Source organism: Psychrobacter sp. CX16 (assembly GCF_057396245.1).
This window is the reverse complement of record NZ_JBXYJF010000046.1, coordinates 1-16688: the sequence shown is the minus strand read 5'-3', so window position 1 is coordinate 16688 and position 16688 is coordinate 1. Positions and strand designations below refer to the sequence as shown.

Sequence of the window (16688 nt, the reverse complement as noted above, 5' to 3'; positions counted from 1 at the left end):
AAGAATGGATCAAGGTTTATAACACCGAAAGACCCCATGATTCACTTAATGATATGACACCTGCTGAGTACAGGCAGGTGGCTTAATTATTCTACGATGATGTTGTGTTAAGAATGGGGTATTTACACAGTGCTTTGCTTAATCCGTTCTCAGGGACGGGACTCTTTTTTGCCAATATATTGCGAAATTGTCTAACTTAGAATGACTAAGCGTCAAAAATTTCACTGCATATTGACTAAAAAATAGTCGCCGCCAGTGCCATGGTCGAATGTTCCACACGCCCTAATATAAACTTTGTACAAATTTGACAAAACCACCCCTTACCCAATTGATGAAAGGACTCACTATGAGCCATCTAAATACTGTAATAAACACGGTTTCTAGCGCTGCCAGTAAAACCATGAAGGCAGCAGCACAAGCGAAAGGCACGACTAAAACGGTCACACAAACGTCATCAACAGACAAATCAGCTCATAAAAAGCTTGATGTAAATAATCCATTTACCAAGATTTTGAAGACGGTTCGTTTATTACCACAATCAGCGCAGTCATTTGTATTAACCAAGGCATTTAGCCGAATCGTCCCTTATGTGGGCACAACCGGTGTGGTTTATGAAGAGGTAACCCCAAATAAACTGGTTGTCAGCTTAGATAATAAAAAGGGTGTACAGAATCACATTGGTACCGTACATGCAGTAGCGGTCACCTTATTGGCTGAAACAGCGACTGGTTTTATTTTGGGTATTAACCTGCCTTCTGACCGTATCTTGCTGGTTAAGTCGTATGAAGTGAACTTTTATCGCCCCATTCAAAAAGGTCAAATTGCTGCCGTTGCAACATTAAGTGATGAGCAACGTCAATATATCTTAGACAATCCAAAAGGTGAAATGGTCATTCCTTGTGTGATTGACGACCGCGACTCTACCAATGAACGTGACCCTATCACGGTTGAAATGACTTGGGCATGGATTCCAAAATCAGAGCTAAAACAGCGCCGAGAAGGCAAAACAAAAGCATAAATCAATAGCCATATATCGATACTTAGCTAACGTATTAAAAAATATAAAGTACTGCCGATTATCGGCAGTGCTTTTGTATCGTTAAATTACATATAGCCGATTAATACTCAACCATACCACCGCGTATCTCATCAACCAAACTCATAAATTCTGTACGCCATTCACGAATAGTTTGCTCATCAGGTAGCCACTGATTCGATAAGGTCACTACATTCACAATCAAATCATGACTGCTGCTCTCTAAGCCTTTGCTGTCTGGCTCAGGCGCATACTGACAACGCTGATAGGCCTTGCCAATATTTGCAAGCACTCCGGACTCAAGAGATATCTTTATACGCTGTAATTCAGGAGAGATTAATGTCTTCTTCTCAAGCTCACTCTCAATATACTCAATAGTCGGCTGACTGGTATCTAGATTATAAAAATGCGCCAGCTCTTGGAGTAATGCCCATAAGGCGCCTTGCAAATGGAATATTGCCGATTCACAATGCGCTTGATAATGCTGCTTGTCGGTGGTCTCACCCGCTTGTTTGCAGGCCAAACGGCAAAAGTAAAACTTCTGATTGGTGCGATCTGCTTGATAGCGTGCGACTCTGCCCTTATCCGCCATAGATTACCTCTACCCTGTTTATATTTGTAAGGTTATAAATGTACCATAAAAAAAGCCAGCATAGCGCCGGCTTTTTTTATCTTAAAAGGTCACTTCAAAAGCAATGAGCTTTGAAAGCTTAAATCATTAAGCGGTGGTTTGCTTATTGACCTGGCTTGTCTTGGCTAAGCTCTTGAGCAAAGGCTTCGTCAAAACTTCTGAAGTCTTGAGCTGAACTGTTTGCTTCCATATCAAATGCTGCATCTAGCGCACTTTCTACGTCATAAGCAGGCTTGCCTTCTTTCGCTTTCTTACGAGCGGCATGGTAAGCAAGACCGGTACCCGCTGGGATCAGACGACCCACAACCACGTTCTCTTTCAGGCCACGTAACTCATCCACTTTACCAGTTACGGCAGCAGCAGTTAGTACACGTGTTGTTTCCTGGAACGACGCTGCGGAGATGAAGCTCTCTGTTGCTAAGCTTGCTTTGGTAATACCAAGCAATTGACGCTCAAACTTAACTGGAAACTTATCTTCAGCCAATAGCTTCTCGTTGGTCGATTTCACATCAGCGTATTCAACTTGATCGCCCTTGAAGTAGTTAGAATCACCGGCATCAGTTACTTCTACCTTGCGTAGCATCTGACGGATAATGACTTCAATGTGCTTATCGTTAATCTTAACACCCTGCAAGCGGTAAACGTCCTGTACTTCATCAACAATATAATTAGCCAGTGCCGTTTCGCCTTGTAGACGTAAGATGTCATGCGGATTTAATGGACCATCTGCAATCACTTCACCACGGGCAACGGTTTCGTTTTCGAATACGTTGATTTGACGCCATTTTGGAATCAGTTCTTCGTGTACTTCGCCATCTTCATTAGTGATAATGAAGCGGTTCTTACCTTTGGTCGATGTACCGAAGCTTACCACACCTGACATCTCTGCCATGATAGCGTGATCTTTCGGACGACGTGCTTCGAACAAGTCAGCAACACGTGGCAGACCACCGGTAATATCTTTGGTACCAGAAGTCGCTTGTGGTACACGGCCTAGTACAGAACCGGCAGTTACTTCTTCACCATCAGATACACGGATGATAGTCTCTGCAGGTAAGAAATAAACCACTTCTTTACCTTCAGTCGTATCTAGAATAATCGCTGGACGTAAGTCTTTGGCGTTACTTGGTCTATCTTTAGGACCAAGAATCTCAAAAGAGCTCATACCCGTTGCTTCATCAATTTTAACGGTCGCTGTTGCGCCATCAGTGATGTCGCTGAAGCGTGCTTTACCCGCGAATTCGGTGATAATTGGGTGAGTGTGCGGATCCCATTTAGCGATAGACTGACCGCTTTCAACTTCGTCGCCATCTTTAACAAGAACACTTGAACCGTAAGGTACTTTATAACGCTCACGCTCACGACCAACATCATCAGCAACGCCGATTTCAGCAGAACGTGAAACGATAACTAAGTGACCATCAACGTGTTCAACCGTCTTCATATTATGGAAGCGTACGAAACCAGCATTACGGACAGAAACACTGTTGTCTACTGATGTTGAACTTGCTGCACCACCAACGTGGAAGGTACGCATGGTTAACTGAGTGCCTGGCTCACCAATTGACTGAGCCGCCATAACACCGACAGATTCACCAATGTTCACTTTATGACCACGTGCTAAGTCACGACCATAACACTGGGCACAAACACCATGTGGTACATCACAAGTAATCACTGAACGTACCCAAACAACGTCGATACCGTTACCATCAATCACTTTAACGCCATGCTCATCGATTAGCGTACCAGCAGGTAACAATACTTCGTCATCACGGCTCATAACGTCTTGAGCAACAACGCGACCTAGTACACGGTCACCTAGCTTCTCAATAACCTCACCACCCTGAATATGTGGGGTCATGCGAACACCTTTGTCAGTGCCACAATCGTTTTCAGTAATAACCAAATCCTGCGCCACGTCAACTAAACGACGCGTTAGATAACCCGAGTTCGCTGTCTTAAGTGCGGTATCAGCAAGACCTTTACGTGCGCCGTGAGTCGAGATGAAGTACTGAAGAACCGATAGACCTTCACGGAAGTTTGCTTTAATTGGCGTTTCGATAATAGAGCCATCTGGCTTAGCCATCAGACCACGCATACCGGCTAACTGACGAATCTGTGCCGCACTACCACGAGCACCGGAATCTGACATGATGAAGATAGAGTTAAATGACTTCTGCTCTTCTTCTTCGCCCTGCGCATTGATTACTTTATCAGTCGCTAGGTTATCCATCATCGCTTTTGCAACTTTGTCATTGGTACGTGACCAAATATCGACAACTTTGTTATAGCGCTCACCGGCCGTTACGAAACCTTGCTCAAACTGTTGCTCGATTTCACGGACTTCAGCGTCAGCTGCTTCGATAAGCTCCTTCTTCTTAGGTGGAATAACCATGTCTTCGATACCAATGGATACACCTGATAGCGTCGCTTGAGCGAAACCTAGATACATTAATTGATCAGCAAAAATAACACTGTTTTTCACGCCGCGAGTACGGTAGCAAGAGTTCATCAGTTTTGAGATGTTTTTCTTAGTCATCTCAACGTTACACTCTTCAAACTTCATACCTTTAGGCATGATGTTCCAGATTAATAGACGACCGGCAACAGTGTCTTTTAATGACGTAACCTCAGTCTCTGTGCCATCCTCTTCATTGATGATGGTTTCAGTCACACGTACTTTAATTTTTGCGTTTACGTGTAAATCGTTTGAACCAATCGCACGCAGTGCCTCGTTAACGGTTGCGAAAATCATGCCCTCGCCTTTTGCGTTAACTGACGAGCGGCTGATATAGTACAAGCCAAGTACAACGTCTTGTGATGGAACAATAATCGGATCGCCGTTTGCTGGTGATAAGATGTTGTTCGTTGACATCATCAAGGTACGGCACTCTAACTGTGCTTCTAGCGTTAACGGTACGTGTACCGCCATTTGGTCACCGTCGAAGTCGGCGTTAAATGCGGTACAGACAAGTGGGTGAAGCTGAATGGCTTTACCCTCAATAAGGACTGGCTCAAATGCCTGTAGACCTAGTCTGTGAAGTGTTGGTGCACGGTTAAGCATTACTGGATGCTCACGGATAACCATGGCCAGCATATCCCAAACTTGTGGCTCTTCACGCTCAACCATCTTCTTGGCTTGTTTGATGGTTGTCGCCATACCGTGTGATAACAATTTTGAATAAGTAAATGGCTTGAATAGCTCAAGTGCCATTTTCTTAGGCAGACCACACTGATGTAAACGTAGTGTCGGACCAACAACAATTACTGAACGGCCAGAATAGTCAACTCGCTTACCAAGTAAGTTTTGACGGAAACGACCTTGCTTACCTTTAATCATGTCAGCAAGCGATTTTAATGGACGCTTATTGCTACCAGTAATAGCACGGCCACGACGACCGTTATCTAGTAAGGCATCCACTGACTCTTGTAGCATACGTTTTTCGTTACGTACAATAATGTCAGGAGCGTTAAGCTCTAATAGACGTTTTAGACGGTTGTTACGGTTAATAACACGGCGATATAAATCGTTTAGATCTGATGTCGCAAAACGGCCACCTTCTAGCGGAACGAGGGGACGTAAATCTGGTGGTAGTACTGGCAAGATGCTCATTACCATCCACTCAGGCTTGTTATTAGAATCACGGAATGCTTCTAATAGCTTAAGACGCTTAGACATCTTTTTAAGCTTGGTTTCAGAACCGGTATTTGGGATGGCTTCACGTAGTTCATCAATCTCTAAATCGATATCGATATCTTTTAGTAAGTCTTGAACCGCTTCAGCACCCATTTTAGCGATAAATTCATCACCAAATTCTTCTAATGCTTTGTAGTAATCTTCATCGTCAAGAAGTTGATACTTCTCAAGTGATGTCATACCAGGATCAGTTACCACATAGCTTTCGAAATACAATACGCGCTCGATATCACGTAATGTCATATCAAGTAATAGACCGATGCGGCTTGGTAATGATTTTAGGAACCAAATATGCGCAACTGGGCTAGCAAGATCGATGTGGCCCATACGGTCACGACGAACTTTAGCTGTGGTTACTTCTACGCCACATTTTTCACAAATCACGCCTTGGAATTTACGGCGCTTATATTTACCACATAAACATTCAAAGTCTTTTACTGGGCCAAAAATTTTGGCACAGAACAGACCGTCACGTTCAGGTTTAAAAGTACGGTAGTTAATTGTTTCTGGTTTTTTTACTTCGCCATGTGACCATGACTTAATAGTCTCAGGAGCAGCCAATGAAATTTGAATGCTGTCAAATTCACGTTTGCCATTGTCGGCAGGGCTTTTCATAATATCGAGTAAATCTTTCAAGTTGCTTCTCCGTTATATGTGTTCACGGTATGTTGGTCTACGTATTTCTAATAAATCTGTTGACGTTAACATCCGTTTGAAGGCAATGAATTAGGCTGAGTTAAGGGTAATAAAAGTTGCCATTTAAAGGTGCGAAATAAGTGCAACAATAAATAGACTACCTTCATCAAGACTAACGGAGCAGACACAAGATGATTAACACCTTGCATCTACCCTATTAATGCTAGTTGCTTTCTTTTAGCTCAATATTAATACCCAATGACTTAATCTCTTTGGTCAGTACGTTGAACGATTCAGGCATACCTGGATCCATGTACTGCTCACCATCGACGATGTTCTTATACATGCGCGTACGACCTTCAACATCATCCGATTTCACTGTTAGCATCTCTTGCAACGTATAAGTTGCACCGTATGCTTCTAGTGCCCAAACTTCCATCTCACCGAAGCGCTGACCACCGAATTGTGCTTTACCACCTAGTGGCTGCTGCGTTACTAATGAGTATGAACCTGTTGAACGGGCATGCATCTTGTCATCAACCAAGTGGTTCAGTTTCAACATGTACATGTAGCCAACAGTCACAGGACGGTCAAACTTAACGCCTGTACGACCATCATATAAAGTTTGTTGACCAGACTTATTGAAACCCGCAAGCTCTAATAACTCATCAATCTGAACTTCGCGTGCGCCGTCAAATACAGCAGTACCCATAGGTACACCTTCACGTAAGTTTTGCGCCAATGCCATGATATCATCATCGCTTAGGCTGTCTAAATCAACTTGCTCACCGCCGACTTTGTTGTAAATTTTATCTAAGAATTCACGTAATTCGGACACAGCAGCTTGCGCTTTTAGCATACCGTTAATCTTGTCGCCAAGACCTTTAGCAGCCATACCTAAATGAGTCTCAAGAACCTGACCGATGTTCATACGAGAAGGGACACCTAGTGGGTTCAATACGATATCAACTGGGTTACCGTTCTCATCATAAGGCATGTCTTCAACAGGCATAATACGTGATACAACACCTTTGTTACCATGACGACCAGCCATCTTGTCACCAGGCTGGATACGGCGTTTAACCGCTAGATAAACCTTAACGATTTTCTGTACGCCATGCGCCAGATCATCACCCGCTGTTAGTTTACGTTTCTTCTCAGCGAACTTAGTATCGATGTCTTTTTGCTTATCCACCAAGAACTCTTGAATCTGCGTCATACGCTCAGCGATTTCTTCCTCTACTGGCTGAATGTCTAGTAATGTTTCTAATGACATCTCGCCCAGTTCTGAAGCTTCAAGCTTAGTACCAGATTTAAGACCAGCACCGCCGCTGATAGGTTGACCATCAAGCAAGTTAGCAATACGACTACGTGCTGCGTCTTCAAAAATACGTAGCTCTTCTTTTAAATCTTTGCGGTAGTTATCAAGCTGCGATTTCTCGATTGCACGAGCGCGGCTATCTTTTTCTACGCCATCACGGGTAAATACTTGAACGTCGATAACCGTACCTTTGGTAGACGTTGGCACACGTAAAGAAGTATCTTTAACGTCTGCTGCTTTCTCACCGAAGATGGCTCTCAGTAGCTTCTCTTCTGGTGTTAATTGGGTTTCACCTTTAGGAGTTACTTTACCCACTAGGATATCACCAGCATCTACTTCAGCACCGATATAGACAATACCTGACTCATCAAGTGCAGATAGTGCTGCTTCACCAACGTTTGGAATATCGGCAGTGATTTCTTCAGTACCTAGTTTTGTATCACGTGCTACACAGGTTAATTCCTGAATGTGAATCGTCGTGAAACGGTCTTCTTTAACCACACGCTCAGATAATAAAATCGAGTCTTCGAAGTTATAACCGTTCCATGGCATGAATGCCACACGCATATTCTGACCTAGAGCCAATTCACCTAAATCGGTTGATGGACCATCAGCTAGAATGTCACCGCCAGCGATTGCATCGCCTTGGTTAACAATAATGCGCTGGTTAATACAAGTGTTCTGGTTAGAACGCGTGTATTTGATTAGGTTATAAATATCGATACCCGCTTCACCAGCTTGAATCTCATCTTCGTTTACACGAACAACGATACGCGATGCATCAACATCTTCAATCACACCACCACGGCGAGCGATAACACAAACGCCCGAATCACGTGCAACATGACGCTCCATGCCGGTACCTACTAATGGCTTATCAGCACGTAAGGTAGGAACAGCCTGACGCTGCATGTTAGAACCCATTAATGCACGGTTAGCATCATCGTGCTCTAGGAATGGAATCAAACTTGCTGCAACTGAGACAACCTGGCTTGGTGATACGTCCATATGCGTTACTTTATCGCTTGGCATACGTACAGATTCACCACCGCTACGTACCATTACCATTTCTTCAGCGAGTACACCATTCTCATCTAACTCAGAGTCAGCCTGAGCAATAACAGTGCCTACTTCTTCAATAGCAGATAGATATTCGATGTCGTCAGTTACTTTACCGTCAACAACTTTGCGATATGGCGTTTCTAAGAAGCCAAACTCGTTGGTCTTAGCGAATGTCGCTAATGAGTTAATCAGACCAATGTTTGGACCTTCTGGTGTTTCAATTGGACATACACGGCCATAGTGAGTGTTGTGAACGTCACGTACTTCAAAGCCTGCGCGTTCACGTGTTAAACCACCTGGGCCCAGCGCTGAGATACGACGCTTATGCGTAACTTCTGACAATGGGTTATTTTGGTCCATGAACTGAGATAACTGGCTCGAACCAAAAAATTCTTTAACCGCAGCCGCTACCGGCTTAGAGTTAATTAAATCCTGTGGTGATAAGTTATCAGACTCAGCAGAGCTTAAACGCTCTTTAACCGCACGCTCCACACGTACTAGACCCACACGGAATTGGTTTTCTGCCATTTCGCCCACTGAACGAATACGGCGGTTACCTAAGTGATCGATATCATCCACTTCACCAATACCGTTACGGATATTGATAAGCTCTTTAAGTACATCAATGATATCTTCTTTGGTTAATACGCTTTGTTCACGTTTGATATCTGGATCATCCGTGTTTTCAAACGTACGACCCAGACGGCGGTTGAACTTCATACGACCAACGTTAGATAAGTCATAACGATCGGCGTTAAAGAACATACTATCGAACAATTTTTCAGCCGTATCAATCGTTGGCGGCTCACCTGGACGCATCACTTTGTAGATTTCGATTAGTGCCTCTTCTCGGCTACCGGTGCTATCAGCACGTAAGGTATCAGCGATATAGGTACCATGATCGATATCGTTAGTGAATAGAATCTTAAACTCTTTGATTGAATCACTGGCTTCAAAGGCACTTAGCTTAACCAATAATTCATGGTCAATAAGCGTGTTTGCTTTAGCGATAACCTCATCGTTAACAACGATATCTTCAGCTAAAATACGCTCATATAAATATTCATCAGGTATGGCCAGCTTCTTCATGCCAGACTGTTCGATTTGGCGAATACGGCGTGCGTTAATACGTTTACCTTGTTCAACCAGCACTTCACCTTCTGGAGATACGATATCGAACTGAGCCATTTCGCCGCGTAGACGATCAGCAACTAAATCAATTTCAAACTGCTCTTCGCCTTTATAAACAGATACTTTTTCAAAGAATGTATCTAGAATCTCTTGAGTATCCATGCCTAAGGCACGTAGGATAATCGTACCAAGTAGTTTACGACGACGGTCAATACGAGCGAACACTAAATCTTTAGCATCAAACTCAAAGTCTAACCATGAACCACGGTAAGGGATAATACGGGCGTTATAAAGTACTTTACCACTTGAATGTGACTTACCTTTATCGTGGTCAAAGAACACACCAGGTGAACGATGTAGCTGAGATACGATCACACGCTCAGTACCATTAATAATAAAGGTACCATTGTTAGTCATTAATGGGATTTCACCCATATAAACATTCTGTTCACGAATGTCTTTAATAGCCGCTTTGCTATTTTTATCTTTGCTATCTTTATCTTTGATTACTAGGCGAATTTTTACGCGTAGCGGTGCTGCATAGGTCGAACCACGAGAAATACACTCGCGCTCATCAAACTCTGGCGCACCTAAATAGTACTCAACGAACTGAAGTTCAGCGTTATTTGAATTGCTTTCGATTGGGAAAATAGATGAAAATGCAGCTTGTAGGCCGGTATTCTCACGCGCTTTAGGCTTTTTATTTTCCTGCAAAAATTGCTCATAGGAATCCACTTGAATTGCCAGTAGATACGGGATATCCATTACGTGCGGCAACTCGGCAAAACTTTTGCGAATACGTTTTTTTTCAGTATAGGAATATGCCATCGAGAGTCCTTACAGTAGACAGTAAAATAAAAATGATCTTTTTTAAATCTTGACTATTTAGTAATTACCAAACAATCGAGCATTTAAGCGAGAATCATCAGATTGAAACAGTGAGAATGACCTTTGATAAATGCCTGTTGTGCATGACTATCATGACGTGTAACTCATTATTTTGAGCGTCGACGCCGCCAAACCCATTACATACGTTAATAGCTAATGGTTATTATAGTAGTTAATAATGAACTTATTAGTACAAAAAAAGTGGTTAATTTAGGTTAAAAGATGCCAAATGACAGATGCAAGAAAACCCCAAGCACGAACGTACCTAGGTCTAAATAAAAAGGATAGAAGCTAACGATGTTTTAAACATGCAAATTGTCTGTCCCTTGGTCTGTATTAATCGCTAAACGTTCGTTGAGCTGATGTTGGTAAGATATTAACGTGACGCTTGCCAACCATTTAGGCTAATACAAAAGGTCAAGTGCGGAATTATACAATAAGTTGAACCAAATATCAAGTCAAAAGGTCTAGCATTAAAAAAGCCAACAATGAACTTACCATTGTTGGCTTTTTAGTATTATAAGACAGCTATTAAAACGACTGCCTATAAAATCTTTCAAGTATTAGATATAAAATCTATTACTTAAGCTCTACAGTAGCACCAGCTTCTTCAAGCTTTTTCTTAAGCTCTTCTGCTTCTGCTTTGTTTGCGCCTTCTTTAATTGGAGCTGGAGCGCCTTCAACTAATTCTTTAGCTTCTTTCAAGCCAAGGCCAGTTGCTTCGCGAACTGCTTTAATTACAGCAACTTTCTTCTCGCCGAAGCTAGCTAGAATTACGTCAAATTCGTCTTTTTCTTCAGCAGCAGCAGCGCCACCAGCAGCAGCGGCAGGTGCAGCAGCAACAGCAGCAGCTGCTGTTACGCCGAATTTTTCTTCCATTTCGCTGATTAGTTCAACGATATCCATTACTGACATTTCAGCGATTGCGTTTAACACATCTTCTCTAGATAGTGCCATGGGATTTCTCCATTTCTGATAAATTTAAAGTGATTAATTAAGGTTTATACAATTGGGTTATGCCACTAGGCATTCATTCCATTGCACAAACCGAAAACAGCTAATAGTGATTAAGCAGCTTCTTTTGCGTCTTTTACTGCTGCAACAGTACGAACAAACTTGCTTGGGACTGCGTTTAAAGTCTGAGCTAGTTTCGTTACTGGTGCTTTCATTGTTGCCATCAAGATAGATAGTGCTTCGTCGCGTGTTGGAAGCTTAGATACGCGCTCTAATTCCTCAGGACCAAACAACTCGCCACCAACTGATACAAGCTTAGTTTCTAAAGCTTTATTTTCTTTGCTGAATTCAAAAATAACTCGAGCAGCAGAACCTAAATCTTCAGTAGAAAAAGCCAATAACAATGGGCCAACCATCTTATCTGACATGCACTCAAAGCTAGTACCTTCAAAAGCACGCTTAGCAAGCGTGTTTTTAACAACTTTAAGTACAACACCTTTCTCACGAGCTTGGTTACGTAGCGCAGTTAACTGAGCTACTTCAAGGCCATGATAATCAGCAGCAACTGCTGAATAAGCATTTGCAGCAACTTCAGACACTTCAGCCACAACTTTTTGTTTCTGTTCTAGCGTTAATGCCATGAGTTGACTCCTTGATCTCATCAACATTGAATAAACAATGCTGAATTGACGTTTCTATTATTAAAGCCTTGTTGCCAACTAAGTAAAAGCGAACTCTTATTTAGAAGGCGGCTTTAATAACGCTGAATACGGCACCTTTATCAGAATGAATGAGAGAGTCAATTAGTTAACCTAATACAATTCCCACGATCAAACCTTTTTGGTCACCGTCTGCGTAGGCCAACATTGGGCTAAATCCAGTTAAATACATAACCCGCTTTAACACCAATATCAATTAACAGTACTGTTGTTTTCATTAGCCTCATAAAGAGATTAATCAAAGACTGAGCACTTACCTACGGTCTTAGACAGCATAGCTTTGGCTAAGCTGACCTAATATTTAAAACTTTAAATTTGGGGGATAATTTAAGAGACTAAGTAAACAGCTCTCAAATTATCACTAATCATCAATAAAACGGCTAAATTACTTAGCGATACGATATGGAACTGGATCTAAAGTGATACCAGGGCCCATCGTGCTAGATATAGTGATTTTCTTGATGTAGATACCTTTAGAGGTAGCAGGCTTCGCACGCTTAATGTCGCTAATTAACGCTTTAGCGTTTTGCTCGATCTGCTCAACAGTAAAACCAACCTGACCGATAGTTGTGTGGATGATACCTGCTTTATCTACACGGTAAGTCGCCTGACCTGCTTTAGCATTAGTAACTGCTTCAGCAACGTTAGGAGTAACTGTCCCCACTTTAGGGTTAGGCATAAGACCACGTGGACCTAAGATAGTACCTAACTGACCCACAACGCGCATTGCGTCAGGCGCTGCGATAACAACGTCAAAGTCTAGATTGCCCGCTTTAACTTGTTCCGCAAGATCGTCCATACCAACAACGTCAGCACCAGCTTCTTTAGCAGCATCTGCAGCAGCGCCTTGAGCGAATACAGCAACGCGCTTAGTTTTACCAGTACCAGCAGGTAGGTTAGTTGCACCACGAACTACTTGGTCTGATTTACGTGGATCAACACCTAGGTTGATAGCGATATCAACTGACTCTTTAAATTTAAGAGGTGGTAGGTCGTTTAAGATGTTTACCGCTTCTTCAAGAGTGTATAACTTTTCGTTTTCTACATGCTCAGCGATCATTTTTTGACGTTTAGTAAGTTTACTCATTTACACACCCTCCACTTCGATGCCCATTGAACGTGCAGTACCAGCGATGGTACGTACAGCAGCATCCATGTCAGCAGCGGTCAAATCAGCGTTTTTAGTTTGAACGATTTCTTCAAGCTGCGCACGAGTTACTTTACCAACTTTAGTTACGTTAGGTACACCAGAACCTTTAGCAATACCTGCTGCTTTACGCAGTAAGAATGCTGCCGGTGGCGACTTCATGATAAATGTAAATGATTTATCAGCATAAACTGTAATTTCAGTTGGAATTGGCAGACCAGGTTCCATGCTAGCAGTTGCTGCATTGAACTCTTTACAGAATGCCATGATGTTCACACCTTTTTGACCCAGTGCAGGACCAATTGGTGGTGAAGGGTTTGCTTTGCCAGCAGGCACTTGTAGTTTGATGTAACCATCAATCTTCTTAGCCATGAGTTTTCTCCTTTACGGGTGATAACGCTTTCTGCTCACACTTACCAAGTTCGTTAAAGCAAGTTGATAAGTAGAGCGATCCGCTCCCCGGGGGTTAAAATATTTAGCTTAGCTGATTAGCTTAACTTCTCAACTTTACTAAACTCTAATTCGACCTGAGTTGGTCTGTTAAATACGTTTACTGTTAACTGTAATTTAGACTTTTCGTAGTCGACCTTTTCAACCAAACCTTTAAAGTCTGTAAACGGTCCATCAATAACCAGAACTTCTTCACCTGGTTCAAACAGTGTTTTAGGACGCGGTGCTTCTTCAGTTTGTTTTAGACGATTTAAAATACGATCCGCTTCAACTTTAGTAATCGGTGCTGGATTCTCTGGTGTTCCACCGATAAATCCAGTAATACGTGGGCAATCATTAACAATGTGCCAAGTATCATCATTCATTTCCATTTCTACTAATACGTAGCCTGGAAAGAATTTACGTTCACTTTTACGCTTTTTGCCGTCTTTCATTTCAACGACTTCTTCAGTAGGTACTAAAACCTCACCGAAGCTATCAGCGAACTCACTGCGATTGATACGATCCGTCAAATAGCGTTGGACTTGCTTTTCATATCCTGAAAATGCTTGCACGATATACCAGCGCATATGTTTCTCCATGACGTCAATCAAACGATTGCTGATTAAAAAAACAGGCTGCATTGCTTAAAATATCTTCTTAAGCCCAGCCCTGACAATATTAAATTTTGTTTTGTTAACGCTTATGGCGGTGCCAATACTTATTCAAATTCTTCTAAAGAAACCTATCATAGAAGCTGATTAACCGATAAATATACCGACCAACCAATTAAATAAGTTATCTAACAACCAAACGATCACTGCCACAATACCGATGACTAATAATGATTGCCATGTGTACTGAATGGTCTCACTTTTCGTTGGCCAAGTTACTCGGCGCAGCTCGATACTGGCATCTTTTAGTAAGATTTTAAAACTACGACCTTGGTTGGTTAATGCCAAACAAATCATGGCAAAAATGACCAAAGCAGCCGTTAAGCCAATACGAACCCACAAATCGTTAGCAGGTTGCCAAATACCTGGCAGCTTGTAGTTAACAAGAGTCGCCCCTATTAACGCAACAAATGCAAGTGCCCATAACGCCATATCTTTTGGCGAACGGGTTTTTGCAACTTCAACTGCGCTCTGTTTATTAGAAATCGTTTTACCTAGCGAATTATGAGCGCTCTGCTTTTTATCAGATAACTTGTTATCTAGGTTATCTTGTTGGTTGCTCATAATTGATTTGCCTTACGACTTAGACGATAGAGTTAAAAACCGCCTATCTGTATGGTAAAAGGAGAGAGTGTACTAATAAACTGAGACAGTTAAAAAATGTGGCAGGCGATGAGGGACTCGAACCCCCAACCCTCGGTTTTGGAAACCGATGCTCTACCAATTGAGCCAATCGCCTGTAGTTAAGGCTGACCATTATACAACTTTTTTTATGGATTGCAACCCTTGATGAGCCTACTAAGTAGGAATCTTCACTAATCTTTTGATCTTAATCGGTTTTGGGTCGATTCAAGCCCCCTATTCCATACTCAAATCTCAAAATTTAGGGTGAGTATAATTAATTTAAACGGTTTAATTTTTACGAGTCACTAAATATCGAGTCACTAAATATAAGGTTATTCTCTGTCAGTCTTTACTACTGGTTCCTCAAAAGCAGCTTAAAGAAGTGGATGAGCTGCTCAGTACCTTATAGATATATTATATAGAGAATCTATGCCTATCATATGACTATGATTTCCAATGATCAGCTACAAAAAAACCGTCTCGAATGAGACGGTTTTTTAGCTTTACGCTGTATTAACGATTAAAGATATTAGTCTTTAACGCTAGCAACAACACCCGCACCTACAGTACGGCCACCTTCGCGAATTGCGAAACGTAAACCTTTGTCCATAGCGATTGGGTGGATTAGCTCTACGCTCATCTCAACGTTATCGCCTGGCATTACCATTTCAGTACCGTCTTGTAATGAGATAGCACCCGTTACGTCAGTAGTACGGAAGTAGAACTGTGGACGGTAACCATTTAGGAATGGCGTGTGACGACCACCTTCTTCTTTTGATAGTACGTATACTTCTGCGTCAAACTTGGTGTGTGGAGTGATTGAACCTGGCTTAGCAAGTACTTGACCACGTTGTACGTCTTCACGCTTAGTACCACGTAATAGTACACCACAGTTCTCACCAGCACGACCTTCGTCTAGTAACTTACGGAACATCTCGATACCAGTACACGTCGTCTTTTGAGTATCACGAATACCAACAATTTCGATTTCGTCACCAACACGTACTACACCAGACTCAACACGGCCAGTTACAACAGTACCACGACCTGAGATTGAGAATACGTCTTCGATTGGCATTAGGAATGCTTTGTCAACGTCACGCTCTGGTTCTGGGATGTAAGTGTCTAGAGTTTCTAGTAGTTCGATAACTGCTGGCTCACCATACTTACCGTCGTTACCATTTAGAGCTTCTAGTGCAGAACCTTTGATGATTGGGGTGTCATCACCTGGGAAGTCGTAGTCAGAAAGTAATTCACGTACTTCCATTTCTACTAGCTCAAGTAATTCTTCGTCATCAACCATGTCACATTTGTTCATGAATACGATGATGTATGGTACGCCAACCTGACGTGATAACAAGATGTGCTCACGTGTCTGTGGCATTGGGCCGTCAGTAGCAGATACTACTAGAATAGCGCCGTCCATCTGTGCCGCACCAGTAATCATGTTTTTAACATAGTCAGCGTGACCTGGGCAGTCTACGTGTGCGTAGTGACGTGCTTCAGTGTCATACTCAATGTGTGAGGTGTTAATGGTAATACCACGTGCTTTTTCTTCTGGTGCTGAGTCAATTGACGCGTAGTCTTTTGCTTCGCCGCCTGAAGTTTTAGCAGCGACAGTTGCGATAGCAGCTGTTAGTGTGGTTTTACCGTGGTCAACGTGACCGATGGTACCAACGTTAACGTGCGGTTTGTTACGTTCAAACTTGGCCTTTGCCATGTGTGTGTCCTCTTTT

12 protein-coding genes and 1 tRNA gene are annotated in these 16688 nt (G+C 42.4%); 2 read left to right on the top strand and 11 right to left on the bottom strand.

The genetic code is table 11. The features are described 5' to 3' along the window. The coding region (locus AC2SLM_RS12505; RefSeq protein WP_486554221.1) for an integrase core domain-containing protein at window positions 1-86 on the top strand (86 nt) is incomplete at its 5' end. Between the two features lie 260 nt (window positions 87-346). Continuing rightward, window positions 347-1018 carry a DUF4442 domain-containing protein gene (locus tag AC2SLM_RS12500; protein WP_486554219.1) on the top strand — a complete coding sequence of 224 codons (672 nt, stop codon included), beginning with the start codon at window positions 347-349 and terminating at the stop codon, window positions 1016-1018. A gap of 100 nt (window positions 1019-1118) precedes the next feature. Here the strand turns inward: AC2SLM_RS12500 and AC2SLM_RS12495 are convergent, their stop codons facing one another. From AC2SLM_RS12495 to tuf, 11 genes are all read right to left on the bottom strand, one after another. Next, entirely contained in the window at window positions 1119-1628 is a 510-nt protein-coding gene (locus AC2SLM_RS12495) for a DUF6586 family protein (RefSeq protein WP_486554217.1), read from the bottom strand. Between the two features lie 142 nt (window positions 1629-1770). Beyond that, on the bottom strand, window positions 1771-6003 hold the full coding sequence (gene rpoC, locus AC2SLM_RS12490; protein ID WP_486554216.1) for a DNA-directed RNA polymerase subunit beta': 4233 nt from the start codon (window positions 6001-6003) through the stop codon (window positions 1771-1773). 223 nt (window positions 6004-6226) lie between these two features. After that, window positions 6227-10345: a DNA-directed RNA polymerase subunit beta gene (gene rpoB / locus AC2SLM_RS12485; RefSeq protein ID WP_486543258.1), complete on the bottom strand. Its 4119-nt coding sequence runs from the start codon at window positions 10343-10345 to the stop codon at window positions 6227-6229. Window positions 10346-10984: 639 nt separating this feature from the next. Then, entirely contained in the window at window positions 10985-11362 is a 378-nt protein-coding gene (gene rplL / locus AC2SLM_RS12480) for a 50S ribosomal protein L7/L12 (protein ID WP_486543256.1), read from the bottom strand. Window positions 11363-11472: 110 nt separating this feature from the next. Further along, entirely contained in the window at window positions 11473-12000 is a 528-nt protein-coding gene (gene rplJ, locus AC2SLM_RS12475) for a 50S ribosomal protein L10 (protein ID WP_486543254.1), read from the bottom strand. Between the two features lie 463 nt (window positions 12001-12463). After that, a complete protein-coding gene (gene rplA, locus AC2SLM_RS12470) occupies window positions 12464-13165 on the bottom strand; it encodes a 50S ribosomal protein L1 (RefSeq protein ID WP_486554215.1) in 702 nt (233 codons plus the stop codon). Then, complete coding sequence (gene rplK, locus AC2SLM_RS12465; RefSeq protein WP_486543250.1) at window positions 13166-13597, bottom strand: 50S ribosomal protein L11; 432 nt, start codon at window positions 13595-13597, stop codon at window positions 13166-13168. Between the two features lie 116 nt (window positions 13598-13713). Next, a complete protein-coding gene (gene nusG, locus AC2SLM_RS12460; RefSeq protein WP_486543248.1) occupies window positions 13714-14244 on the bottom strand; it encodes a transcription termination/antitermination protein NusG in 531 nt (176 codons plus the stop codon). Between the two features lie 171 nt (window positions 14245-14415). Then, a complete protein-coding gene (secE, locus tag AC2SLM_RS12455) occupies window positions 14416-14892 on the bottom strand; it encodes a preprotein translocase subunit SecE (protein WP_486543246.1) in 477 nt (158 codons plus the stop codon). A gap of 99 nt (window positions 14893-14991) precedes the next feature. Beyond that, window positions 14992-15067: transfer RNA gene (locus AC2SLM_RS12450), tRNA-Trp, on the bottom strand. A gap of 414 nt (window positions 15068-15481) precedes the next feature. Further along, entirely contained in the window at window positions 15482-16672 is a 1191-nt protein-coding gene (gene tuf, locus AC2SLM_RS12445) for an elongation factor Tu (RefSeq protein WP_486543348.1), read from the bottom strand. Window positions 16673-16688: the final 16 nt, after the last annotated feature.

Bases quoted from the DNA above. Each gene is read 5' to 3' on its own strand.
- AC2SLM_RS12500 (WP_486554219.1), top strand. From the start codon at position 347: ATGAGCCATCTAAATACTGTAATAAACACGGTTTCTAGCGCTGCCAGT.
- AC2SLM_RS12495 (WP_486554217.1), bottom strand. From the start codon at position 1,628: ATGGCGGATAAGGGCAGAGTCGCACGCTATCAAGCAGATCGCACCAAT.
- rpoB (WP_486543258.1), bottom strand. From the start codon at position 10,345: ATGGCATATTCCTATACTGAAAAAAAACGTATTCGCAAAAGTTTTGCC.
- rplL (WP_486543256.1), bottom strand. From the start codon at position 11,362: ATGGCACTATCTAGAGAAGATGTGTTAAACGCAATCGCTGAAATGTCA.
- rplJ (WP_486543254.1), bottom strand. From the start codon at position 12,000: ATGGCATTAACGCTAGAACAGAAACAAAAAGTTGTGGCTGAAGTGTCT.
- rplA (WP_486554215.1), bottom strand. From the start codon at position 13,165: ATGAGTAAACTTACTAAACGTCAAAAAATGATCGCTGAGCATGTAGAA.
- rplK (WP_486543250.1), bottom strand. From the start codon at position 13,597: ATGGCTAAGAAGATTGATGGTTACATCAAACTACAAGTGCCTGCTGGC.
- nusG (WP_486543248.1), bottom strand. From the start codon at position 14,244: ATGCGCTGGTATATCGTGCAAGCATTTTCAGGATATGAAAAGCAAGTC.
- secE (WP_486543246.1), bottom strand. From the start codon at position 14,892: ATGAGCAACCAACAAGATAACCTAGATAACAAGTTATCTGATAAAAAG.
- tuf (WP_486543348.1), bottom strand. From the start codon at position 16,672: ATGGCAAAGGCCAAGTTTGAACGTAACAAACCGCACGTTAACGTTGGT.